Here is a 23,066-nt window from a genome sequence, read left to right as displayed (position 1 = left end):
CGCCTGTGATGAAGTGCAGATATCGACATTCACAGGAGATCCGCCATGAGCAGAACCCCGGTTTTAGAGATGCGCAATATTGCCAAGACGTTTGGCAATTTCCACGCGCTCAAGGGTGTGGATTTGACGGTTTTCCCCGGAGAGATCCACGCGCTGATGGGGGAAAACGGCGCCGGAAAAAGCACGCTGATGAAGATCCTCGCAGGCGCCTATACCGCCAGCAGCGGCGACATCCTCATCGACGGCCAGCCGTTTCACATCAAAGGTCCGAAGGATGCGCTGGCCGCAGGCATTACCCTGATTTATCAGGAGATGCAGCTTGCTCCTAACCTGACCGTGGCGGAAAACATTTTTCTCGGCAGCGAGCTGTCGCGCGGCGGGCTGGTCCAGCGCAAAGAGATGGCAGCCCAGGCGCAGGCGGTCATTGACCGTCTGGGCGCGCAGTTCAGCGCCACCGACCTGGTCATGAAGCTGACCATCGCCGAGCAACAGCAGGTGGAGATCGCCCGCGCGCTGCACCGCAACAGCCGCATTCTGGTGATGGATGAACCTACCGCCGCCCTCTCCTCGCGCGAAACCCACCGCCTGTTCGAACTGATTTTGCGCCTGCGCGATGAAGGGATGGCGATTATCTACATCAGCCACCGGATGGCGGAAGTGTATGAGCTTTCCGATCGCGTCAGCGTCCTGCGCGACGGGCAGTACGTCGGCAGCCTAACGCGCGACAAGCTGAATGCCTCTGAGTTGGTGCGCATGATGGTGGGCCGCCCGCTCAGCGATCTGTTTAACAAAGAGCGCGATATTCCGCTCGGCAGCCCGCGTCTGAACGTGCACCACCTCACGGATGGCAAAAAAGTGCTGCCGTGCAGTTTGCAGGTTCGCTCCGGTGAAATCGTCGGGCTGGCGGGGCTGGTCGGGGCCGGTCGCTCCGAGCTGGCGCAGCTGATCTTCGGCGTGCGCAAAGCCACCGGCGGCATGATCGAGGTGGACGGCGAACCGGTGGTAATCCACTCCCCGCGCGCGGCCATTGAGAATGGCATCGGTTTTCTTACCGAGAACCGCAAGGAGCAGGGGCTGTTTCTGGAGCTGGCGGCGCAGGAGAACATCACCATGGCGACGCTGGAGCGCGACGCCACCTTCGGCTGGCTGAACCGCAAAAAAGCGCAGTCTATTTCCGATGACGCCATCGCCCTGCTCAATATCCGCGTGCCGCATTCTCAGGTGCGCGCGGGCGGGCTCTCCGGCGGCAACCAGCAAAAGCTGCTGATCTCCCGCTGGGTGGCGATTGGCCCGCGCATTCTGATTCTGGACGAACCCACGCGCGGCGTGGACGTCGGCGCGAAAAGCGAGATCTACCGCATCATGAACCAGATGGCGCGCAAAAGGGTGGCGATTCTGATGATCTCCAGCGAGCTGCCGGAAGTGGTGGGCATGAGCGACCGGGTGTACGTGATGCGGGAAGGCAGCATCGCGGGTGAACTTCACGGACGCGACATCTCTCAGGAAAACATTATGACGCTGGCAACCGGCGTGAACGACACACATCATCAGGCGGTGTAATTATGACAACTCCAACCCATCCGCAGCAGGTGGCGAAATCCGCCTCCGCCAAAAAAATGCTGATGAGCGATCTGATGCAAACGATCGGCATTTTGCCGATTTTAATCCTGATTGTGGCGGTATTTGGCTTTATCGCCCCGAACTTTTTCACCGAGAGCAATCTGCTGAATATTACCCGGCAGGCGTCGATCAACATCGTGCTGGCGGCGGGGATGACCTTCATCATCCTGACCGGCGGGATTGACCTCTCTGTGGGCTCGATTCTGGGCACTACGGCGGTAGCGGCGATGGTGGTCTCGCTTATCCCTGAATTTGCGATGCTCTCCATTCCGGCGGCGCTGATGCTCGGTATGGTGCTGGGGCTGTTCAACGGCGCGCTGGTGGCCTTTGCCGGGCTGCCGCCGTTTATCGTCACCCTCGGCACCTATACGGCACTGCGCGGCGCGGCGTATCTGCTGGCGGACGGCACGACGGTCATTAACTCCAACATTAACTTCGAGTGGATCGGCAACAACTACCTCGGCCCGATTCCGTGGCTGGTGGTGATCGCCCTGGCGGTGATTGTGGTGTGCTGGTTTATTCTGCGTCGCACAACCCTCGGCGTTCACATCTATGCGGTCGGCGGCAATATGCAGGCGGCACGCTTAACCGGCATCAAGGTCTGGCTGGTGCTGCTGTTTGTCTACGGCATGAGCGGCCTGCTCTCGGGATTAGGCGGCGTGATGAGCGCCTCGCGCCTCTACAGCGCCAACGGCAACCTCGGCACGGGGTACGAGCTGGATGCGATTGCGGCGGTGATCCTCGGCGGCACCAGCTTCGTCGGCGGGATCGGCACGATCACCGGCACGCTGGTCGGCGCGTTGATCATCGCCACCCTCAACAACGGCATGACGCTGATGGGCGTCTCCTACTTCTGGCAGCTGGTGATCAAAGGGGCGGTGATCATCATAGCGGTGCTGATCGACAAATACCGTACCCGACACCATCAAAGTGCATAACAACAATACCCTACGTGAGGAATACAGCATGAGATTGAAGCCCTTAGTGACCGCGCTCTGTGCTGGCGCGCTGCTGGCCGCAACCCCGTTTGCGCAGGCAAAAGATCTGAAGTCCATCGGCGTGACGGTGGGCGACCTGGCTAACCCGTTCTTCGTGCAGATCACCAAAGGCGCCGAGCTGGAAGCGCGCAAGCTGGCGGGAGATAACGTCAAGGTGACGCTGGTCTCCAGCGGGTACGATCTGGGCCAGCAGGTGTCGCAGATCGATAACTTCATTGCGGCGAAAGTGGACATGATCATCCTCAACGCCGCGGATTCCAAAGGGATCGGCCCGGCGGTAAAACGCGCCAAAGAGGCAGGGATCGTGGTCGTGGCGGTTGACGTGGCGGCGGAAGGGGCTGATGCGACCATCACCTCCGATAACACCCAGGCGGGGGAGATGGCCTGTAAGTACATAACCGACCGCCTGAAAGGTAAAGGCAACGTGGTGATCATCAACGGGCCGCCGGTTTCTGCGGTACAAAACCGCGTGGAGGGCTGCCAGACCGAGTTCAGGCGCCACCCGGATATCAAAGTGCTTTCGGATAATCAGAACGCCAAAGGCAGCCGCGAAGGCGGACTGGAGGTCATGACCTCCCTGCTGGCGGCCAATCCGAAGATCGACGGCGTATTCGCAATTAACGATCCGACGGCGATCGGTGCCGATCTGGCGGCGAAACAGGCTCAACGTAATGAGTTCTTTATCGTTGGCGTGGATGGCAGCCCGGACGGTGAAGAAGCTCTGAAGCGCGAAAACTCCCTGTTTGTGGCGACGCCGGCGCAGGATCCGCAGGTGATGGCGGCGAAGGCGGTGGAGATCGGTTATGACATTCTTCAGGGCAAACCTGCGCCGAAAGAGCCTGTGCTGATCCCGGTGACGATGATCGATAAAAAGAACGTCGGCACGTATAAGGGGTGGACGGTTAAGTAACCCCGGTGCGGCCTGATGCCCTCACCCCGGCCCTCTCCCCACAAAGGGGAGAGGGTGTAATCGTCCCCTCTCCCCTTTGGGGAGAGGGTTAGGGTGAGGGGGCGGCATAAAACGCAAGGAGTCCCCATGAAACGCTCCGACATCAATGAAATCCTCGGCCACACGCGGCAGTTCTTCTCCATGCACGACGTGCATCTCCCGCCGTTTGCCAGCTTTCCGCCAACAAAATGGCAGCAGCTTGACCAGGCCGCCTGGCAGGAGGTGTTCGACCTCAGGCTCGGCTGGGACGTGACGGCGTTTGGCGGCAACCACTTTGCCGCAGAGGGGCTGACGCTGTTCACCCTGCGCAACGGCTCCCCCAACGGCGTGCCTTATGAAAAGTGCTATGCCGAAAAAATCATGCACGTCCGCGACGGCCAGGTGACGCCGATGCATTTCCACTGGCGCAAGCGGGAGGACATCATCAACCGCGGCGGCGGGAATCTGATTATTGAGTTATGGAATGCGGGCGCGCATGAAGAGACCGAAAACACCGACGTGATCGTCACGATAGACGGTTGTCGGCAGACGCACGCGCCCGGCAGTCAGCTGCGCCTCACGCCAGGGGAGAGCATCTGCCTGACGCCCGGCCTGTACCACAGTTTCTGGGGTGAACGCGGCTTTGGCGACGTGCTGGTGGGCGAAGTGTCGTCAGTCAATGACGATGAACACGACAACCACTTTTTACAGCCCATCGATCGCTACAACACCATCGAAGAAGACGAACCGGCGGTGCTGGTGCTGTGCAACGAGTACAACCTGTTTCGGATATAAGGAGTGAATGATGCCATTGATTTCTCTTGCCGACAGTCTGGCACACGCCAGAGAACACCGCTACGCCCTGGGCGCGTTCAACGTTCTCGACTCCCATTTTCTGCGCGCGCTGTTTGCCGCCGCGAAGCAGGAACGCTCGCCGTTTATCATCAACATCGCCGAAGTGCATTTTAAGTACGTGTCTCTGGAGTCGCTTGTTGAAGCGGTGAAGTTCGAAGCCGCCCGTCACGATATTCCCGTGGTGCTTAACCTCGACCACGGGCTGCATTTTGAGGCCGTCGTGCGCGCCCTGCGCTTAGGGTTCAGCTCGGTGATGTTCGACGGCTCGACGCTGAGCTATGAAGAAAATATCCGCCAGACCCGGGAAGTGGTGAAGATGTGCCACGCGGTGGGCGTCTCGGTGGAGGCGGAGCTGGGCGCAGTCGGCGGAGATGAAGGCGGCGCGCTGTATGGGCATGCCGATGAAGCGTTCTTTACCGACCCGCAGCTGGCGCGCGAATTTGTCGATTTAACCGGTATCGACGCGCTGGCGGTCGCCATTGGCAACGCGCACGGGAAATACAAGGGCGAGCCGAAGCTTGATTTCACGCGTCTGGACGCCATTCGCCAGCAGACGGGGCTGCCGCTGGTTTTACACGGCGGCTCGGGAATTAGCGATGCCGACTTCCGCCGCGCTATCGAGCTGGGCATTCATAAAATCAACTTCTATACCGGCATGTCGCAGGCCGCGCTCGCCGCCGTTGAGCAGCGCATGGCGAACCGCCAGCCGCTGTACGATGAGTTTGCCGAACTGCTGCTGGGCATTGAAGAGGCCATTACCGATACGGTCGCGGAGCAGATGCGCATCTTCGGCAGCGCGGGGCAGGCATAATGGAACGCAAAGGGATTATCGCCGCAGGCAACATGCTGGTGGATCACGTCCACCAGATCGTACAGTGGCCGGAGCGCGGCTGGCTGGCGGAAATCACCCACAGTGAGCGCTCAACCGGCGGTGCGCCGCTCAACGTTCTGCTGACGCTGGCGAAAATGCACGTCGGCCTGCCGTTACAGGCGGTGGGGCTGATTGGGGAAGACAGCGACGGAGACTATATTCTGGCGATGCTCGACCAGTATCACGTCAATCGCCAGCGCGTGCAGCGTACAACGTTCGCCCCAACGTCGATGTCGCAGGTGATGACCGACCCCAGCGGACAGCGCACCTTTTTTCACTCGCCGGGCGCCAACCGCCTGCTGGATCTTCCCGCCTTCGATCGTTTAGACGGATCGCTGAAGATCTTCCATCTCGGCTATCTGCTGCTGCTCGACAGCCTGGACATGCCGGACGAGGAGTTTGGCACCCGCAGCGCGCGGTTACTGGCACAGATGCGCGATCAGGGGTATGAAACCTCGCTCGATCTGGTCTCCCGCAAGGGCGATCCGCGCTATCAGCCGCTGGTGCTCCCTGCCCTGCATCATCTTGATTATCTGGTGATTAACGAGCTGGAAGCCGGTGAGTTTAGCGGGCTTGAGATCCGCGACGGTCATGGTGCGCTGAACATGGTCCATATCGCCGACGCTGCCGCACAGTTGCTGGCAGCAGGCGTGCGGCAGCGGGTAGTGATCCACTGTCCGGAAGGGGCATGGGGTGAAGCGCCGGGTGAAAAAGGGCAATGGGTTCCTTCGTGGAAGCTGACGCAGGACGAGATTATCGGCAGCGTCGGTGCGGGCGACGCGTTTTGCGCAGGCTTTTTATACGGTTGCCATGAATCGCTGTCGCTTACCGAGAGTATTTATCTGGCGCACGCCTGCGCGCGGGCCAGCCTGCTGGCGGCCAATGCGATTGACGGCGCGAAAACGCTGGCCGAGCTTCAGGCGTTTATTCAGGAGAACGGTCAGGCGGCTTTCTCATGATGGGAAACGTCCGTGGCAAAAACATAGCCCAGACCGCGAATGGTTTTGATCAGCAAAGGCTGGTGCGGATTGACCTCAATTTTTCGCCGTAGCCGCATGATCAACACGTCGATAGTGCGGTCAAAGACCTCGGCGCTTTCGCTGTGGGTCAGCTCCAGCAGCTGTTCACGACTCAGTACCCGGCGGGCGTTTTGCGTTAATGCCAGCAGCAGGCCGTATTCGCCCTGGGTTAACGGCACGGTATTACGCTGCGGATCGCTCAGCTCGCAGCGGGTGGTGTCCAGCGTCCAGCCGTTAAAGGCAATACCTTCAACGCGCGGCGCGGCAGGCTCCGCGTCCAGCGCGCCGGTTCGACGCAGCACCGCCTTAACGCGGGCGACCACCACGCGCGGATTGAACGGTTTTCCGATGTAATCATCGGCGCCCATTTCCAGCCCGACGACCACATCTGATTCACTTCCCAGCCCCGTCAGCATCACCACCGGTAGCGATGGTCGCTGCTTTTGCAGTTGCAGCAAAACCTGTAATCCATTGATATCCGGCAGCATCATGTCCAGCAGAACCAGCGCAATGCCAGGGTCCTGCTGGACACGGTTCACCGCGTCCTGACCGGTGTGACACGTCAGCACGGTAAAGACGTGCTCGCTGAGCACATCCTGTAGCAGTTCGCAGACTGCGACATCATCATCAACCACCAGAATCGCCGGTTTCATCGCATGCTTCCGTCAGGGAATTATGTTAAGTCTGAACCATTCTGCCGCTGGCTCCAGCCGAATTGTTTTTTACGTGACGGAAATTCAATCCATGTCACATCCCCTGCCCTTTCGACACGTCAATTTTGACGATTGGCTGTTTTTCGTCAGGGTTTTGCCCCGCAAAGGGTCGTAAAGTCAGGAAATACCCATAGTAAAAACATGGCATAGAAGCTGCATATTGGGCAGGTAAGAACTGTTTAACTGGAGCAAAGTGATGAAAAAAGTCGTCACGGTTTGCCCTTATTGTGCCTCAGGTTGCAAGATCCACCTGGTGGTCGATAACGGCAAAATCGTCCGGGCGGAAGCGGCGCAGGGTAAAACCAATCAGGGCACGCTGTGCCTGAAAGGGTACTACGGCTGGGATTTTATTAACGATACCCAAATCCTCACGCCGCGCCTGAAAACCCCTATGATCCGCCGCGAGCGCGGCGGCAAGCTGGAAGCCGTCTCCTGGAATGAAGCGCTGGATTACGTCGCCACGCGCCTCAGCGCCATCAAGGCCAAGTATGGCCCGGATGCGATTCAGACCACCGGCTCCTCACGCGGAACCGGGAATGAAACCAACTATGTGATGCAAAAATTCGCGCGCGCCGTTATTGGTACCAATAACGTCGACTGCTGCGCTCGCGTCTGACACGGCCCATCGGTTGCAGGTCTGCACCAGTCGGTCGGTAACGGCGCAATGAGTAATGCCATCAATGAGATAGATAACACCGATCTGGTGTTCATCTTCGGCTACAACCCGGCGGATTCTCACCCTATCGTCGCGAATCACGTTATTCGCGCCAAACAGAACGGGGCGAAAATCATCGTCTGCGATCCGCGTAAAATTGAAACCGCGCGCATTGCGGATATGCACATCGCGCTGAAAAACGGCTCGAACATCGCGCTGTTGAATGCGATGGGGCATGTCATTATTGAGGAGAACCTCTACGACCAGGCGTTTGTCGCGAGCCGTACGGAAGGGTTTGAAGAGTATCGCAAGATTGTCGAAGGCTATACGCCGGAGTCAGTAGAGGCGATAACCGGCGTCAGCGCGCAGGAGATCCGCCAGGCGGCGCGGATGTACGCCGGAGCGAAAACCGCCGCCATTCTATGGGGCATGGGCGTGACCCAGTTCTACCAGGGCGTGGAAACCGTGCGCTCGCTCACCAGCCTCGCCATGCTGACCGGCAATCTGGGTAAAGCGCATGTGGGCGTGAACCCGGTGCGTGGTCAGAATAACGTGCAGGGTGCGTGTGATATGGGCGCGCTGCCGGACACCTATCCGGGCTACCAGTACGTCAAATTCCCGGAAAACCGCGAGAAGTTTGCGAAGGCCTGGGGCGTGGAGAGTCTGCCGGCACACACCGGATACCGCATCAGCGAGCTGCCGCACCGCGCGGCGCACGGTGAAGTACGTGCGGCCTACATCATGGGTGAAGATCCGCTCCAGACCGACGCCGAACTGTCTGCGGTGCGCAAAGGCTTTGAGGATCTGGAGCTGGTGATTGTCCAGGATATCTTTATGACCAAAACCGCGGCGGCGGCGGATGTGATTCTGCCGTCGACCTCCTGGGGCGAGCATGAAGGTGTCTATACGGCGGCAGACCGCGGCTTCCAGCGCTTCTTCAAGGCCGTCGAGCCGAAGTGGGATCTAAAAACAGACTGGCAGATCATCAGCGAAATCGCCACCCGCATGGGCTACCCGATGCACTACAACAACACCCAGGAGATCTGGGACGAGTTGCGGCATCTGTGCCCGGACTTTTATGGGGCAACCTATGAAAAAATGGGTGAGCTGGGCTACATCCAGTGGCCGTGCCGGGATGAGTCAGAATCCGATCAGGGGACGTCATACCTGTTTAAAGAGAAGTTCGACACCCCGAACGGGCTGGCGCAGTTCTTCACCTGCGACTGGGTCGCGCCGATCGATAAGCTCACCGACGAGTATCCGATGGTGCTCTCCACCGTGCGTGAAGTGGGCCACTACTCCTGCCGCTCCATGACCGGCAACTGCGCCGCGCTGGCGGCGCTGGCGGATGAACCGGGCTACGCGCAGATCAACACCGCCGATGCCGAACGGCTCGGTATTGAAGATGAAGCGCTGGTGTGGGTGAACTCGCGTAAGGGCCGCATCATTACCCGCGCACAGGTCAGCGACCGTCCGAACAAAGGGGCAGTCTATATGACCTACCAGTGGTGGATTGGCGCCTGTAACGAGCTGGTGACGGAGAACTTAAGCCCGATAACCAAAACGCCGGAGTATAAATACTGCGCCGTAAACGTGGAGCCCATTGCGGATCAACACGCTGCGGAACAGTATGTGATCGACGAATATAACAAGCTGAAAGCCCGCCTGCGTGAAAGCGCAATGGGTTGATGCCGTTAATTAATCGATGAATAAAGGGAGTGAGATATTCACTCCCTTTTTATTTCCGCTTAACACATTAAAAATATCAATTGTTATTCTGGAAAGCGGCTCGCAGAAATAATGTAATTCGTGCGAAAAAGAATTACATCTTTGCATTTTAATTCAGAGGGATAAGATGTGCGGCGGGTGCTTAAGACTTTCTGTCTTGAGCATTGTTGAGGGACAGAAAGTAGGAAGCCCCGGGAAATTTTCATTTACCCGAGGCTACTCCCTCAACTACCAACAGGTTGAGAGTAGCCTCTTATTCTTTTTTACACAAGGAGTAAAAGGCATGACGCCATTAAAAACTGCGTTAGGCATCGTCTTTATTATTTGCCTGACGATAGTGATCTTTACCTTTATTACTCGCGGCAGGCTCTGCGAGTTTTCAATAAAGAGTGAACATCAGGAGGTGGCGGCGAAATTAGCCTGTAACGCAGGCTAACCTCTTCGGGCGGAACGCGTGTTCCGCCCGACTTGTGGGATGCTGAGGTCTTAACGCACCCGTTTTTTTCTTCTGTCGCCGCGATTATACTGCGCGGCGTGTACCCAGATGATAAGAATCCATGAAAACCCTTTTTCTGATGTTGTTATTTTTAACCGCGTTTGCCCATGCCGATGAGATAGGCAGCCAGTATAAAAAGCAGGCTGAAGCGGGCGATGCGCGCGCGCAGTATTATCTTGCCGATACCTGGTTCAGTTCCGGCGACAGCGCGCAGGCGGCACTGTGGGCGGAAAAAGCGGCAAAAGGCGGTGATGTCGACGCCATGGCGCTGCTGTCGCAAATCCACTTTTCGCAGGGCGACTATGCTCAGGCCAAAGCCCTGGCCCAGCAGGCAAACATTGCGGGCAGCAAACGCGGCGCGATCATGCTGGCGCGGGTGCTGGTGAACACGCAGGCGGGCAAAACCGACTACCCGCAGGCCATCGCACTGCTGCAATCGGCGACCGAAGACATCGATAGCGACTCGGCGGTAGACGCGCAACAGCTGCTGGGGCTGATCTATGCCAACGGCGTTGAAGTCCCTCAGGATGACGTGCAGGCCGCGTCGTGGTTCAAGCGGAGTTCGGCTCTGTCCCGGACGGGCTATGCGGAGTACTGGGCAGGAATGCTGTTCAGGCAGGGTGAGAAAGGCTTTATCACACCGAATAAACAGAAAGCGCTTTACTGGTTAAACCTGAGCTGTACCGAAGGGTTTGATACCGGGTGTGAAGAGTTTGATGCGTTGAGCGGGGAGTAACGTGCCGGGTGGCGGCTTCGCCTTACCCGGCCTACAAAACCCGTAGGCCCGGTAAGCGCAGCGCCACCGGGCTTAGAATGTTACTGGTCAGCCGTTTTATCAAAACGACCCAGCACCTCGCGTTCATACGCCAGCGCTTTTTTACGGTCGAACTTGTGTTCCCACTTGGAGATTACCAGCACCGCCAGCGCATTACCCACCACGTTCAGCGCAGTACGCGCCATGTCGAGGATACGGTCCACACCGGCAATAAACGCCAGGCCTTCCAGCGGAATACCGACGCTGCCCAGCGTCGCCAGCAGCACCACGAAGGAGACGCCCGGCACGCCTGCGATGCCTTTTGAAGTCACCATCAGCGTCAGAACCAGCACGATCTCCTGCCACAGCGACAGGTCAATGCCGTACAGCTGCGCAATAAAGATTGCCGCAATACTCTGATACAGCGTCGAACCATCCAGGTTAAAGGAGTAACCCGTTGGCACCACGAAGCTGGTAATGGACGCCGGCGCACCGTAGGCCTCCATCTTCTCAATGATACGCGGCAGTACGCTCTCGGAGCTTGCCGTGGAGTAGGCCAGAATCAGCTCATCCTTCAGGATGCGGATCAGGATCCAGATGCTGAGCCCGCACAGGCGCGCCACAATGCCCAGCACTACCAGCGCGAAGAACAGAATCGCGAAGTGCACCAGAATCACCAGCTTCGCCAGCGGCCACAGGGAGGCAAAGCCGAAGTTCGCTACGGTCACCGCAATCAGCGCGAATACCCCGACCGGCGCATAACGCATCACCATGTGGGTGACTTTGAACATGGTTTCGGAGACAGATCGGAACACGGTCACCAGCGGTTCACGGTGCGTCGCGGGCAGGGAAGAAAGCCCCAGACCAAAGAGTACCGAGAAGAAGATGATCGGCAGCATCTCGCCCTTCGCCATGGACGCGATAATGTTGGTCGGCACCAGCGAGAGAATAGTCCCCATCAGCCCATGCGAATGGCTCTGCACATCGGCGGTTGTGCTTTGGTATTTCGAAATATCCACCGTCGCCAGCTGCGACATATCGATCCCGGCACCAGGCTGGAACACATTCGCCAGGGTGATGCCAAGAACGATGGCAACCGTGGTGATCACTTCGAAATAGAGAATAGTTTTAACGCCGATGCGGCCTAACTGTTTCGCATCACCGACACCCGCGATACCGACCACCAGCGTCGAGATCACAATCGGCACAACAATCATCTTGATCAGATGAATAAAGATATCGCCCGCAGGGGAGAGAAGGTTCGCAATCAGCCACTCGCGGCTGTCGCTATGATAATGGAGGTAACTGCCCAGCAAGATGCCCAGCACAAGGGCCAGCAGGATCTGCCAGGCCAGGCTGACTTTCAAATTTTTCATAGAAACTGACTTCCTCAATGAAATCTCCGTACCATCAAAACTGCATGAATATGGAGACATACTGAAAGGGTATGAATTGTGTTGCGTTGGTTTATGGGATTTTTTAACGCGCCGTATGAGTATCATTTGCACGGCATGCTGCGCAAGCCTTAAAGAACGAGGCATTTCACTGCAAAAAGTGTCATTGACGGCAATTTATAGCAATTCGCATAAATAACCATTTGTTATACAAAATATTTTCACTTCAAAAAAGTGAATAATTCTTCAGGTGAATTATTTCCCTTCAAAGTTTCATTCGCTCAATTTTCATACTCTTCAGACATTGCGTGATCTGTCGCCCAAATACTAAACAAAGCTTGTAAAGCCCCTACTATTAACGTTTTTGCGACATATTATTAACATCTTACAAGGAGAAAAAAAGCCATGAGCCAAATACACAAACACGACATTCCCGCAAACATTGCGGACCGTTGCCTGATAAGCCCGGAGCAATACCAGGAGAAATACCAGCAGTCCGTTTCCAGCCCTGACGCGTTCTGGGGTGAGCAGGGCCACATCCTCGACTGGATCAAACCTTATCAGAAGGTAAAGAACACCTCTTTCGCGCCGGGCAACGTCTCCATTAAATGGTATGAAGACGGCACGCTGAACCTGGCGGCGAACTGCCTGGACCGCCATCTTGCTGAACGCGGCAACGAAACGGCCATCATCTGGGAAGGCGACGATGCCTCTCAGAGTAAACACATCTCGTATAAAGAACTTCATCGCGACGTGTGCCGCTTTGCCAACGTGCTGCTGGCCCAGGGCATTAAAAAAGGCGATGTGGTGGCGATCTATATGCCAATGGTGCCGGAAGCCGCCGTGGCTATGCTGGCCTGCGCGCGCATCGGCGCGATCCACTCCGTGATCTTCGGCGGTTTCTCGCCGGAGGCGGTTGCCGGGCGTATTGTCGACTCAAATTCGAAGCTGGTGATCACCGCTGACGAGGGCGTGCGCGCCGGGCGCGGTATTCCGCTGAAGAAAAACGTTGATGCAGCGCTGAAAAACCCGAACGTAAAATCCATCAACAACGTCATTGTCCTCAAGCGCACGGGCGGCAAAATCGACTGGCACGAGGGGCGCGACCTGTGGTGGAGCGATCTGATTGAAAACGCGAGCGACCAGCATCAGCCGGAAGAGATGAACGCGGAAGATCCGCTGTTTATCCTGTATACCTCCGGCTCCACCGGTAAGCCGAAAGGCGTGCTGCATACCACCGGCGGTTATCTGGTCTATGCGGCCACCACCTTTAAATACGTTTTCGACTATCATCCGGGCGACATCTACTGGTGTACCGCCGACGTGGGCTGGGTCACCGGTCACAGCTACCTGCTGTACGGCCCGCTGGCCTGCGGCGCAACGACGCTGATGTTTGAAGGCGTACCGAACTGGCCGACCCCGGCGCGTATGTGCCAGGTGGTTGATAAGCATCAGGTCAACATTCTCTATACCGCGCCAACGGCGATCCGCGCGCTAATGGCGGAAGGCGATAAAGCCATCGAAGGGACCGACCGCTCTTCCCTGCGTATCCTCGGCTCCGTGGGCGAGCCGATCAACCCCGAAGCCTGGGAGTGGTACTGGAAGAAGATCGGCAACAAGAAGTGCCCGGTGATGGATACCTGGTGGCAGACCGAAACCGGCGGCTTCATGATCACCCCGATGCCGGGCGCCACGCAGCTGAAAGCCGGTTCGGCCACCCGTCCGTTCTTCGGCGTGCAGCCTGCGCTGGTGGATAACGAAGGCAATCCGCAGGAAGGCGCTACCGAGGGCAACCTGGTGATCGTCGATTCCTGGCCTGGCCAGGCGCGTACCCTGTTCGGCGACCATGAGCGCTTCGAGCAGACCTACTTCTCGACCTTCAAAAACATGTACTTCAGCGGCGACGGCGCGCGCCGGGATGAAGACGGTTATTACTGGATCACCGGACGCGTGGACGACGTGTTGAACGTTTCCGGCCACCGTCTGGGTACGGCGGAAATTGAATCTGCGCTGGTGTCGCATCCGAAAATTGCCGAAGCGGCGGTTGTCGGCATTCCTCACAACATCAAAGGCCAGGCGATCTACGCCTACGTCACCCTGAACCACGGCGAAGAACCCTCGCCAGAGCTGTATACCGAGGTGCGCAACTGGGTGCGTAAAGAGATCGGCCCGCTTGCCACGCCGGACGTGCTGCACTGGACCGACTCGCTGCCGAAAACCCGTTCCGGCAAGATTATGCGCCGTATCCTGCGCAAAATCGCGGCGGGCGACACCAGTAACCTCGGTGATACCTCAACGCTGGCCGATCCTGGCGTGGTGGACAAACTGCTCGAAGAGAAGCAGGCCATCGCAATGCCTTCCTAGTGTTTTCTCCCTCTCCCCGTGGGAGAGGGCCGGGGTGAGGGCATCAGACCGCACCTTCCTCCCCTCACCCTCTCCCCACAGGGGAGAGGGGATAAAAACAAACCAACCTTACTTCTGGAGACTCTGTGATGAATAACGATATTTGTCAGCAGATAGAGAATAGTGCGCACTACAGGGAGCTCGTCGAAAAACGGCAACGGTTTGCCTTCATCCTTTCCATCATCATGCTGATTATCTACGTCGGCTTTATTCTGCTGATCGCCTTTGCGCCGCACTGGCTGGGCACCCCGCTGCATGAGGGTACCAGCGTCACGCGCGGTATTCCGATTGGGATTGGCGTGATCATCATTTCGTTTGTGCTCACGGGTGTGTACGTCTGGCGTGCGAACGGTGAATTCGATCGTCTTAACAGAGAAGTTCTGCGCGAGGTAAAAGCATCATGAAGCGAGTCCTGACGGCGCTAGCCGCCACACTTCCCTTTGCTGCCCATGCGGCAGATGCCCTTACCGGCGAGGTTCAGCGCCAGCCAACCAACTGGCAGGCGATTATCATGTTCCTGATTTTCGTGGTGCTGACGCTGTATATCACCTACTGGGCGTCGAAACGCGTACGCTCCCGTAACGATTACTACACCGCGGGCGGCAACATTACCGGCTTCCAGAACGGGCTGGCGATAGCGGGGGACTTTATGTCCGCCGCCTCGTTCCTTGGGATCTCCGCGCTGGTGTATACCTCAGGGTATGACGGCCTGATCTACTCCCTCGGGTTCCTGGTGGGCTGGCCAATCATTCTGTTCCTGATTGCCGAGCGCCTGCGTAACCTGGGACGCTATACCTTTGCTGACGTCGCTTCCTATCGCCTGAAGCAGGGGCCGATTCGTACCCTCTCCGCCTGCGGTTCGCTGGTGGTGGTGGCACTCTATCTGATCGCCCAGATGGTCGGCGCGGGCAAACTGATCGAGCTGCTGTTCGGCCTGAACTACCACGTCGCGGTGGTGCTGGTCGGCGTGCTGATGGTGATGTACGTCCTGTTCGGCGGCATGCTGGCCACCACCTGGGTACAGATCATCAAAGCGGTACTGCTGCTGTTCGGCGCCAGCTTTATGGCCTTTATGGTGATGAAGCACGTCGGGTTCAGCTTCAATAATCTGTTTACCGAAGCGATGGCGGTCCACCCGAAAGGGGAAGCGATCATGAGCCCGGGCGGGCTGGTGAAAGATCCGATATCCGCGCTCTCGCTCGGTCTCGGCCTGATGTTCGGTACCGCTGGCCTGCCGCATATCCTGATGCGTTTCTTCACGGTGTCAGATGCGCGTGAAGCGCGTAAAAGCGTGTTCTACGCTACCGGGTTTATGGGCTACTTCTACATTCTGACCTTTATCATCGGCTTCGGCGCAATCATGCTGGTGGGGGCAAACCCGGCGTTTAAAGACGCGGCGGGCGCGCTTATCGGCGGTAACAACATGGCGGCGGTGCATCTGGCCGACGCGGTGGGCGGCAACCTGTTCCTCGGCTTTATCTCTGCCGTGGCCTTTGCCACCATCCTCGCGGTGGTTGCAGGGCTGACGCTGGCCGGCGCGTCGGCGGTTTCGCATGACCTCTACGCCAACGTCTTCCGCAAAGGCGCAAGCGAGCGCGATGAGCTGAAAGTCTCCAAAATCACCGTGCTGGTGCTGGGCGTCGTCGCCATCCTGCTGGGGATTTTGTTCGAGAAACAGAACATCGCCTTTATGGTCGGGCTGGCCTTCTCGATTGCGGCAAGCTGTAACTTCCCGATCATTCTGCTCTCCATGTACTGGTCAAAACTGACCACCCGTGGGGCGATGATCGGCGGCTGGCTGGGCCTGCTGACGGCGGTGATTCTGATGATCCTCGGCCCGACCATCTGGGTGCAGATCCTCGGTCACGAAAGCGCTATCTTCCCGTATGAATACCCGGCGCTGTTCTCCATTGCCGTGGCGTTTATCGGGATCTGGATCTTCTCTGCCACCGATAATTCACCGGAGGGTAACCTGGAGCGTGAAAAATTCCGCGCCCAGTTTATCCGCTCGCAAACCGGCCTGGGCGTTGAGCAGGGCCGCGCGCACTAAGCCTTTTCTCCCCGGTCGCTCTGGCCGGGGAGCTTAAAACATCACCCACGCCACCAGCGGCGCAATCAGCACCATCGTGACGCCCGAAAGCATCATCACCAGGCTCGCAACAACGCCCTCCTGCTGTCCCAGCTCATACAAACGTGCCGTCCCCGCCCCGTGCGACGCCGCGCCAAACCCCGCCCCTTTCGCCATCCCTTCGCGAATGGAAAGCCGCAGAAACAGCACATCCCCCACAGCCATGCCGAAGACGCCTGTCACCACCACAAACAGCGCCACCAGATCCGGCTGGCCACCGAGCGGTTTGGCGGCTGCCAGCGCAAACGGCGTGGTCACCGAACGCACCGCCAGGCTGCGCTGGATTTCATCAGGCAGCGTAAACAGCCGCGCCAGCCAGACCGAGCTGCACACCGCCACCACCGTCGCGGTGACGACGCCCGCGCTGAGCGACATCCAGTGGCGTTTGATAATGGCGAGGTTGTCATAAACGGGTACGGCGAAGGCAATGGTCGCCGGGCCGAGCAGCCACAGCAGCCAGTGGGATTCGCCAATGTAGTTCTGCCAGGAGATATGGCCGAAGACCAGCATCAGCACCAGCAGGATCGGCGTAAATACCAGCGGCATCAGCGGCAGCGCGCGAAAGCGGCGATACAGGCGCTTGTTGGCAAAGTAGATGACGACTGTCGCAATCAGGCACAGCACGCTTATCTGAAAGTTAGTCATGCTTCTGCCTGCTGATTTCAAAGCGATACACTTTATCCACCACCCAGGCGGTGGCGCCCAGCACCATCATCGTGCTCAGGGCGATAACCGCAAAGATGCGCCAGCCGTCGACCATCAGCAGCTGGGCATAGTTCACCACCGCCACCACGGCCGGCACAAAGAACAGCAGCATCTCCGCCAGCAACCAGCGTGCGCCGGCCCGCACCCAGCTAAGGGGCAACGCGCGACAGAGGATCAGCGTCAGCAACAGCACCATCCCCACCAGGTTGGCGGGTAAAGGCAGATGCAGCCAGTCGACAAGATATTCCGCGAAAACAAACAGTCCCGCGTAAAGCAGTACCTGAACCGGTACCTGGAGTCGTTGAACAACGGCAGGCGTAACACGGCTTAACGCCACGGCCATGGGGGTTTTCCTCAGAAATGAGACGAGGCGCCAGTATAGTGAGCGTACGGTATCGACTGAAATGAATTAAAATCATCGAAGGTATAGTTTCGAGGAATAATCATGGACATAAGAACGCTGCGCTATTTTGTCGAGGTGGTTCGCCAGCAAAGTTTTACCCGCGCAGCGGAGAAGTTATTCGTAACCCAGCCAACCATCAGCAAGATGCTGAAAAACCTCGAAGATGAGCTGAACTGTACCCTGCTGATCCGCGACGGGCGCAAGCTGCTGCTGACCGATACCGGTCGCGTGGTGTTCGAGCGCGGGCTGGCAATTCTGGCGGAGTTCCGCCAGCTGGAGGCCGAGCTTGGGGACATCAACCATCTGACAAAAGGGCTGCTGCGGCTCGGTATTCCGCCGATGGTCGGCATGATGATGGCCGGTCCGATAAGCCTGTTTCGTCAGCGCTATCCCGGCGTTGAGCTAAAAATTTCTGAATTTGGCGGCCTGACCGTGCAGCAGGCGGTGATGAACGGTGAACTGGACGTGGCCATGACGGCCCTTCCCGTGGAGGAGGAAAGCGGCCTGGCGACGCTGCCTCTGTTCAGCCACCCGCTGTGCGTGCTGGTGCCGCGCTCCGGCGACTGGCTGAAGATTGAGTCAGTAAAACCCGAGCTGCTCGGCGAACACCCGCTGCTGATTTACAACGAAGATTTTGCCTTAAGCCGCCAGCTGATGGCGCTGTTTAACCAGCATAACGTGAAGCCGCGCATTGCGGTGCGCAGCGGCCAGTGGGATTTTCTGGCGGCGATGGTACAGGCGGGCGTGGGGATTGCCATTCTGCCGCAGCCGATCTGCGAGCGGCTGGATAAAAATACGCTGCGCTGGATCCCGCTGGAGAGCGACCTGCACTGGCAGCTGGGGATGATCTGGCGTGAAGGGGTCTATCTGTCGCACAGCGCGCAGGCGTGGTTGCAATGCTGTGAGGGGTTTTGGGTACCCTCACCCTAACCCTCTCCCACAGGGAGAGGGAACCGATCGAGCACGTAGGCCCGGTAAGCGCAGCGCCACCGGGCAATTACAGCGCTACTGATTCTCTATCAACAACGCTTCCAGCAGATCCAGATCGTGCAGCAGCTTTTGCAGCGTCTCGTTGCTGATCTGCCGCGTGGCGCGCAGGTGATACAGCTCGGCACGCTCGGAGCGCAGCGCCGCCAGGCGGAAACGGCGTTCGAGGTTCTCTTCCTGCAACGAACTTTCCACGTCGTTACGTCCGTCAGCACGGCGACGCAAATTACCGATCACGCGTGAACTGACTTCCTTCAGCAGCTGGTTATCAATGTTCTCTTCGGCATCGGCGGCCAGACGCTCCTCCATCTTCTCGATGGCGACAATCGCCACTTCCGCCGTCGCCGCACGGGCAATCCGCTCTTCTTTGTGCTGCTGCGAGGAGTCACCCGCGTCGATATGTTGCAGCAGAATCGGCAGCATAATCACGCCGACAAACAGGGAGAAGAGGATCACGCCCGCCGCCAGGAACACCAGCTCGTAGCGCGCCGGGAAGACGTCACCCGTCGGCAGCAGCAGAGGAATGGAGAGCACACCAGCAAGGGTGATCGCCCCGCGAACGCCCGCGAATGAGGCAATCAGCAGCTCGCGCGTAGTCCACGAGCCAAACTCCATCGGCTTTTTGGTCAGGAAGCGAACGCTGAATTTCTTCATCGTCCACAGCCAGCCGAAACGCACCAGCATCAGCGCAAGGTAGATGAGCACGATATCGGTAAACAGCATCCAGACTTCAACGTTTGGATCCGCTTCGGCCGCAATCAGCGAGGATTCCATAATGCCCGGCAGTTGCAGGCCCAACAGCAGGAACACCATGCCGTTAAACACAAACTCGAGCATAGCCCAGGTACTGTTCGCGCGCAGGCGCATCGCCAGCGGCGCGCGCCGCATAACGCCGGAGCGGGTGATGGTCATCCCCGCGGCTACCGCCGCCAGAATGCCCGACACGCCAATGTGTTCGGCAATCAGGTAAGAGGCAAACGGCAGCAGGAACAGCAGGACGATCTGCGTCGCCGGTTCATCACCACCCCAGCGGCTAAGGAAGCGCAGCGAGCGTCCGTACAGCCAGCTCACTACGAAGCCCGCGAGGATACCGCCAATCGCCACCTTGAAGAATTCCAGGGTCGCGCCGCCGACGGTAAAGACCATGGTGCCCATGGCAACCGCCACGGCAAACTTCAGGGCGACCAGGCCAGAGGCGTCGTTCATCAGCGCCTCGCCCTGCAAAATGCCCATGATTTTCTTTGGAATGCGCCCTTCGCCCACAATGCCGGACAGCGCCACGGCGTCGGTAGGCGACAGCACGGCGGCCAGCGCAAAGGCGGGTATGAGCGGGATCCCCGGTACGGCCCAGTAGATCAGGAAACCAATCCCGACCACGGTGACCACCACCAGCGCCAGCGCCAGGCCGAAGATCTCTCGCCCGTGCTCCAGAAATTCGCGCGTCGGCGTTTTCCAGCCATCGGCAAACAGCAGCGGCGGGATAAACAGCACGAGGAACAGTTCCGGATCGAACTCCACGTGCAGACCGAACGTCGGCCACGCCAGCAGCGCACCGATAGCTATTTGCATTAAAGGCAGGGGGACCTGGAAGGGCAGTACGCGTGTAACCACCCCGGATAATGAGACCACAAGGGTCATGATGAGTATTGTGAAGAAAATTTCCATGCGTTCCCTGTTTGCTGTGTTTCTTATATGCCAAACCTGAGGCGTCGTGCCTCTTATTCTATCCTCTCCAGAGTAACGTAAAAGGCAACAGGATGAGTCCTGAAAATAAAAACGGGCGGCCTGAGCCACCCGTTTTCGCATAAAAAGTCAATTCAGATGGCCCAGCCGCCCGCGTAGAACGCCACCAGCGCAACAGCGATGACCACGGTACCGATGTTCAGCTTACGCCACTCACCGGAGACCAGACGCCCAATCACCAGCGAGGCGAAGCCGATCATAATGCCGGTCACGATATTACAGGTCAGCACGATGAATACCGCAGTGATCAGGCCGGACATGGCATCAACAAAATCCGCGAAGTCGATTTTCGCTACGTTGCTCAGCATCAGCAGGCCGACGTACATCAGCGCAGGTGCGGTCGCGTAAGCCGGCACCAGATAAGAGAGCGGAGAGAGGAACAGGATCAGCAGGAACAGCACGCCAACGGTGATGGCCGTCAGGCCGGTTTTACCGCCTGCCGCCGTACCCGCTGCGGACTCAATGTACACCGCCGCAGGCGCCGCACCCACCAGGCCAGAGAAAACGCTGCTCAGGGAGTCGGTGGTCAGCGCTTTGCCGCCGTCAATAATCTGTCCGTCTTTATCCAGCAGGTTAGCCTGACCGGCCACCGCGCGGATGGTGCCCGTGGCATCAAACACCGCGGTCATTACCAGCGCCAGCACGCTTGGCAGGATCACCGGGTTCAGCGCGCCCACAATATCCAGGCTGCCAATCAGGGAGTTACCGTTGTCATCGCTCAGCGACGGCATGGCGAAAATCCCGGAGAAATGAACGGTCGGGTCGAAGATCAGGCCGACGATGGACACGCCGATAATGGTCAGCAGAATGCCGCCCGGCACTTTCAGTTTTTCCAGGCCAATGATCACCGCCAGACCCACCAGCGACATGATCACCGGGAAGCTCGCGAAGTTACCCAGCGCAACCGGCAGGCCGTCCAGCGGGTTCTTGATGACCAGACCCACGCCGTTGGCAGCGATCAGCAGCAGGAACAGGCCAATACCGATGCCGGTGCCGTGCGCCACGCCCTGCGGCAGGTTGCGCAAAATCCAGCTACGAATGCCGGTTGCTGAAATTACGGTGAACAGCACGCCCATCAGGAACACGGCGCCGAGCGCTACCGGGACGCTGATATGCTGGCCCAGCACCAGGCTGAAGGCGGTAAACGCGGTCAGGGAGATGGCGCACCCGATCGCCAGCGGCAGGTTCGCCCACAGGCCCATCACAATCGAACCCACACCCGCAACCAGGCAGGTGGCAACGAAGACCGCCGCTGGCGGGAAGCCCGCTTTGCCGAGCATGCCTGGCACCACGATGACGGAGTACACCATCGCCAGAAACGTGGTCAGACCGGCAACAACTTCCTGGCGCACGGTGCTGCCGCGAGCAGAAATTTTAAACATGGCGTCAAGTGAACCGCCGGTACGCGCAGATGGCGAAGACATAGAAAACATCCCCTGAAAATTTTTATTGAAAGTCCGTAAGCGTGGTGGAGACTCCACTGCCAGCGAAACGTCAAATCCTTGTGCTGCGTTTGCGACGAAAGGGGCGTCACAAAAAAAGCAAACGTTTAGCTCCGCGCTTACAAAACGGGTGGTCAAATGTAGGCAAACGATTATCTAGCCTAATACCCGCCCTTTTCAACTGAACTTTCTCGTTTTTCGCTAAAATTGCCTCATGGCGATGAAGAATTAAGCAGAGGATGCGCAAACGTTATCGTCCATGCGCAATTTCGTTACATTTCATCCCTCGCCGGGGATTGTCAGCGGGCCGCCTTTCGCAAGCGTTGTCTGCCAGCCCGGACGTGCCTCCACTCTCTGTTTCCACGCCGCTATGTGGTCGAGATTGTCGATGCCGCCTCTCGCCAGCAGGGCGAAGAGGGGAAAACTCATCTGGATATCAGCCATGGTCAGCGTGTCGCCGGCAAACCAGCTGTTTTCGGCAAGATGATCGTTAATAAAGCGCGCATGCGTTTCCAGCTGGCGGTTGAGATACGCTTTTTGCACCCCCTGCCCCAGCGCCTTACCCAGCGTGCGCAGGCCAAACGGGACGGGTGGTTTGCCGAGGCTGTTAAACACCAGCTTCATTAACAGGAGCGGCATCAAAGACCCTTCGGCGTAATGCAGCCAGAAGCGATACTGCACTTTATGGGCGGGATCTAACGGTTTGAATCGTGACGCCGAATCGTACGTTTCCTGAAGATATTCCAGAATCGCGCCTGATTCGGCCAGCACCAGTCCGTTATCTTCCAGTACCGGGGATTTCCCCAGCGGATGCACTTTTTTGAGCGAATCCGGTGCAAGCATGGATTTCTCGCGCTGGTAGCGCACAATCTCATACGTCAGACCCAGCTCTTCCAGCGCCCAGAGGACGCGATGTGAACGAGACTGATTAAGGTGGTGGACCGTTAGCATGATGTTCTCCGGTGATTCATACTTTTTAACTATAGAAAACTGAACAACTTCACGAAAAAAATTTGGCTAAAATCTCACCGTCTCCGGTGGCAAAAACGGCGGCCGGGCATAGAATTAAAGTGTCAGTACAAACCGGAACCTCCTCCACAAGCTCGACACGAGGGGTACTGATGTCGGGGGAAACCCTCCCGTGAGCCAGCGGGATAGAGAGAAAGACAAAGACCGGAAAAAACTAAAGCGCCCTTAGTGGCGCTTTAGTTCTTTATGCTTGTT

At 58.0% G+C, this 23,066-nt stretch carries 20 protein-coding genes; 13 read left to right on the top strand and 7 right to left on the bottom strand.

What is annotated here, in order from left to right:
- The first annotated feature begins 45 nt into the window (after positions 1-45).
- The 6 genes from SK62_RS21620 (at position 46) to SK62_RS21595 (ending at position 6,231) form a co-directional block, all read left to right on the top strand.
- Positions 46-1,560: a sugar ABC transporter ATP-binding protein gene (locus SK62_RS21620; protein WP_047718407.1), complete on the top strand. Its 1,515-nt coding sequence runs from the start codon at positions 46-48 to the stop codon at positions 1,558-1,560.
- Positions 1,561-1,562: 2 nt separating this feature from the next.
- Entirely contained in the window at positions 1,563-2,558 is a 996-nt protein-coding gene (locus SK62_RS21615) for an ABC transporter permease subunit (RefSeq protein WP_003860239.1), read from the top strand.
- 28 nt (positions 2,559-2,586) lie between these two features.
- The gene (locus tag SK62_RS21610; RefSeq protein WP_003860240.1) at positions 2,587-3,528 is read left to right on the top strand and encodes an ABC transporter substrate-binding protein; all 942 of its coding nucleotides are present in this window, start codon (positions 2,587-2,589) and stop codon (positions 3,526-3,528) included.
- A 126-nt stretch (positions 3,529-3,654) separates the two neighbouring features.
- Complete coding sequence (locus tag SK62_RS21605; RefSeq protein WP_023302932.1) at positions 3,655-4,341, top strand: D-lyxose/D-mannose isomerase; 687 nt, start codon at positions 3,655-3,657, stop codon at positions 4,339-4,341.
- Positions 4,342-4,351: 10 nt separating this feature from the next.
- On the top strand, positions 4,352-5,212 hold the full coding sequence (locus tag SK62_RS21600; RefSeq protein ID WP_047718410.1) for a ketose 1,6-bisphosphate aldolase: 861 nt from the start codon (positions 4,352-4,354) through the stop codon (positions 5,210-5,212).
- Positions 5,212-6,231: a carbohydrate kinase family protein gene (locus SK62_RS21595; protein ID WP_047718412.1), complete on the top strand. Its 1,020-nt coding sequence runs from the start codon at positions 5,212-5,214 to the stop codon at positions 6,229-6,231. The genes SK62_RS21600 and SK62_RS21595 overlap by 1 nt, the downstream gene beginning before the upstream one ends.
- Here the strand turns inward: SK62_RS21595 and SK62_RS21590 are convergent.
- Positions 6,213-6,944, bottom strand: coding sequence for a response regulator (locus SK62_RS21590; RefSeq protein WP_032104458.1), 732 nt, complete (start codon positions 6,942-6,944; stop codon positions 6,213-6,215). The two genes, SK62_RS21595 and SK62_RS21590, sit on opposite strands and share 19 nt — an antisense overlap.
- A gap of 256 nt (positions 6,945-7,200) precedes the next feature.
- Here SK62_RS21590 and fdhF point away from each other — a divergent pair, with 256 nt between their 5' ends.
- The 3 genes from fdhF (at position 7,201) to SK62_RS21570 (ending at position 10,619) form a co-directional block, all read left to right on the top strand.
- The gene (gene fdhF / locus SK62_RS21580) at positions 7,201-9,348 is read left to right on the top strand and encodes a formate dehydrogenase subunit alpha (protein ID WP_080024796.1); all 2,148 of its coding nucleotides are present in this window, start codon (positions 7,201-7,203) and stop codon (positions 9,346-9,348) included.
- A 322-nt stretch (positions 9,349-9,670) separates the two neighbouring features.
- Positions 9,671-9,823: a Hok/Gef family protein gene (locus SK62_RS21575; RefSeq protein ID WP_042719158.1), complete on the top strand. Its 153-nt coding sequence runs from the start codon at positions 9,671-9,673 to the stop codon at positions 9,821-9,823.
- Between the two features lie 121 nt (positions 9,824-9,944).
- The gene (locus SK62_RS21570) at positions 9,945-10,619 is read left to right on the top strand and encodes a tetratricopeptide repeat protein (protein ID WP_015570200.1); all 675 of its coding nucleotides are present in this window, start codon (positions 9,945-9,947) and stop codon (positions 10,617-10,619) included.
- An 80-nt stretch (positions 10,620-10,699) separates the two neighbouring features.
- Here the strand turns inward: SK62_RS21570 and gltP are convergent, their stop codons facing one another.
- Positions 10,700-12,013 carry a glutamate/aspartate:proton symporter GltP gene (gene gltP, locus SK62_RS21565; protein ID WP_015570199.1) on the bottom strand — a complete coding sequence of 438 codons (1,314 nt, stop codon included), beginning with the start codon at positions 12,011-12,013 and terminating at the stop codon, positions 10,700-10,702.
- A gap of 423 nt (positions 12,014-12,436) precedes the next feature.
- Between gltP and acs the strand changes: the two genes are divergently transcribed.
- The 3 genes from acs to actP all read left to right on the top strand — a co-directional run bounded on the left by acs (position 12,437) and on the right by actP (position 16,484).
- A complete protein-coding gene (gene acs / locus SK62_RS21560) occupies positions 12,437-14,395 on the top strand; it encodes an acetate--CoA ligase (RefSeq protein ID WP_048249883.1) in 1,959 nt (652 codons plus the stop codon).
- Positions 14,396-14,523: 128 nt separating this feature from the next.
- On the top strand, positions 14,524-14,838 hold the full coding sequence (locus SK62_RS21555) for a DUF485 domain-containing protein (protein WP_017382635.1): 315 nt from the start codon (positions 14,524-14,526) through the stop codon (positions 14,836-14,838).
- Entirely contained in the window at positions 14,835-16,484 is a 1,650-nt protein-coding gene (actP, locus tag SK62_RS21550) for a cation/acetate symporter ActP (RefSeq protein ID WP_017382634.1), read from the top strand. The genes SK62_RS21555 and actP overlap by 4 nt, the downstream gene beginning before the upstream one ends.
- Before the next feature lie 33 nt (positions 16,485-16,517).
- Here the strand turns inward: actP and SK62_RS21545 are convergent, their stop codons facing one another.
- Both SK62_RS21545 and SK62_RS21540 read right to left on the bottom strand, forming a co-directional pair.
- Positions 16,518-17,207 (bottom strand): LrgB family protein, encoded by a 690-nt coding sequence (locus tag SK62_RS21545; RefSeq protein ID WP_047718415.1) that lies wholly within the window; start codon positions 17,205-17,207, stop codon positions 16,518-16,520.
- A complete protein-coding gene (locus SK62_RS21540) occupies positions 17,200-17,610 on the bottom strand; it encodes a CidA/LrgA family protein (protein ID WP_017382632.1) in 411 nt (136 codons plus the stop codon). Before SK62_RS21540 ends, SK62_RS21545 begins: the two co-directional genes overlap by 8 nt.
- Before the next feature lie 102 nt (positions 17,611-17,712).
- Here SK62_RS21540 and SK62_RS21535 point away from each other — a divergent pair, with 102 nt between their 5' ends.
- Complete coding sequence (locus tag SK62_RS21535; protein ID WP_022646759.1) at positions 17,713-18,600, top strand: LysR family transcriptional regulator; 888 nt, start codon at positions 17,713-17,715, stop codon at positions 18,598-18,600.
- A gap of 75 nt (positions 18,601-18,675) precedes the next feature.
- Here the strand turns inward: SK62_RS21535 and SK62_RS21530 are convergent, their stop codons facing one another.
- The 3 genes from SK62_RS21530 to SK62_RS21520 all read right to left on the bottom strand — a co-directional run bounded on the left by SK62_RS21530 (position 18,676) and on the right by SK62_RS21520 (position 22,793).
- Positions 18,676-20,322 carry a Na+/H+ antiporter gene (locus SK62_RS21530; protein ID WP_003860270.1) on the bottom strand — a complete coding sequence of 549 codons (1,647 nt, stop codon included), beginning with the start codon at positions 20,320-20,322 and terminating at the stop codon, positions 18,676-18,678.
- Between the two features lie 152 nt (positions 20,323-20,474).
- Positions 20,475-21,824: a guanine/hypoxanthine transporter GhxP gene (gene ghxP, locus SK62_RS21525; protein ID WP_047718417.1), complete on the bottom strand. Its 1,350-nt coding sequence runs from the start codon at positions 21,822-21,824 to the stop codon at positions 20,475-20,477.
- 297 nt (positions 21,825-22,121) lie between these two features.
- Positions 22,122-22,793, bottom strand: coding sequence for a glutathione S-transferase family protein (locus tag SK62_RS21520; protein ID WP_017694715.1), 672 nt, complete (start codon positions 22,791-22,793; stop codon positions 22,122-22,124).
- Positions 22,794-23,066 lie beyond the last annotated feature (273 nt).

Origin of the sequence: Enterobacter sp. BIDMC109 (assembly GCF_001037885.1) — a bacterium.
Taxonomy (GTDB): Bacteria; Pseudomonadota; Gammaproteobacteria; order Enterobacterales; family Enterobacteriaceae; genus Enterobacter; species Enterobacter hormaechei_C.
Note: the sequence above shows the minus strand (reverse complement) of the source record. Positions and strands in the feature narration are given on the sequence as shown.

Excerpts from the sequence above, each read along its gene's own strand:
- SK62_RS21620 (WP_047718407.1), top strand. The coding sequence starts at position 46 with ATGAGCAGAACCCCGGTTTTAGAGATGCGCAATATTGCCAAGACGTTT.
- SK62_RS21615 (WP_003860239.1), top strand. The coding sequence starts at position 1,563 with ATGACAACTCCAACCCATCCGCAGCAGGTGGCGAAATCCGCCTCCGCC.
- SK62_RS21610 (WP_003860240.1), top strand. The coding sequence starts at position 2,587 with ATGAGATTGAAGCCCTTAGTGACCGCGCTCTGTGCTGGCGCGCTGCTG.
- SK62_RS21605 (WP_023302932.1), top strand. The coding sequence starts at position 3,655 with ATGAAACGCTCCGACATCAATGAAATCCTCGGCCACACGCGGCAGTTC.
- SK62_RS21600 (WP_047718410.1), top strand. The coding sequence starts at position 4,352 with ATGCCATTGATTTCTCTTGCCGACAGTCTGGCACACGCCAGAGAACAC.
- SK62_RS21595 (WP_047718412.1), top strand. The coding sequence starts at position 5,212 with ATGGAACGCAAAGGGATTATCGCCGCAGGCAACATGCTGGTGGATCAC.
- SK62_RS21590 (WP_032104458.1), bottom strand. The coding sequence starts at position 6,944 with ATGAAACCGGCGATTCTGGTGGTTGATGATGATGTCGCAGTCTGCGAA.
- SK62_RS21575 (WP_042719158.1), top strand. The coding sequence starts at position 9,671 with ATGACGCCATTAAAAACTGCGTTAGGCATCGTCTTTATTATTTGCCTG.
- SK62_RS21570 (WP_015570200.1), top strand. The coding sequence starts at position 9,945 with ATGAAAACCCTTTTTCTGATGTTGTTATTTTTAACCGCGTTTGCCCAT.
- gltP (WP_015570199.1), bottom strand. The coding sequence starts at position 12,013 with ATGAAAAATTTGAAAGTCAGCCTGGCCTGGCAGATCCTGCTGGCCCTT.
- acs (WP_048249883.1), top strand. The coding sequence starts at position 12,437 with ATGAGCCAAATACACAAACACGACATTCCCGCAAACATTGCGGACCGT.
- SK62_RS21555 (WP_017382635.1), top strand. The coding sequence starts at position 14,524 with ATGAATAACGATATTTGTCAGCAGATAGAGAATAGTGCGCACTACAGG.
- actP (WP_017382634.1), top strand. The coding sequence starts at position 14,835 with ATGAAGCGAGTCCTGACGGCGCTAGCCGCCACACTTCCCTTTGCTGCC.
- SK62_RS21545 (WP_047718415.1), bottom strand. The coding sequence starts at position 17,207 with ATGACTAACTTTCAGATAAGCGTGCTGTGCCTGATTGCGACAGTCGTC.
- SK62_RS21540 (WP_017382632.1), bottom strand. The coding sequence starts at position 17,610 with ATGGCCGTGGCGTTAAGCCGTGTTACGCCTGCCGTTGTTCAACGACTC.
- SK62_RS21535 (WP_022646759.1), top strand. The coding sequence starts at position 17,713 with ATGGACATAAGAACGCTGCGCTATTTTGTCGAGGTGGTTCGCCAGCAA.
- SK62_RS21530 (WP_003860270.1), bottom strand. The coding sequence starts at position 20,322 with ATGGAAATTTTCTTCACAATACTCATCATGACCCTTGTGGTCTCATTA.
- ghxP (WP_047718417.1), bottom strand. The coding sequence starts at position 21,824 with ATGTCTTCGCCATCTGCGCGTACCGGCGGTTCACTTGACGCCATGTTT.
- SK62_RS21520 (WP_017694715.1), bottom strand. The coding sequence starts at position 22,793 with ATGCTAACGGTCCACCACCTTAATCAGTCTCGTTCACATCGCGTCCTC.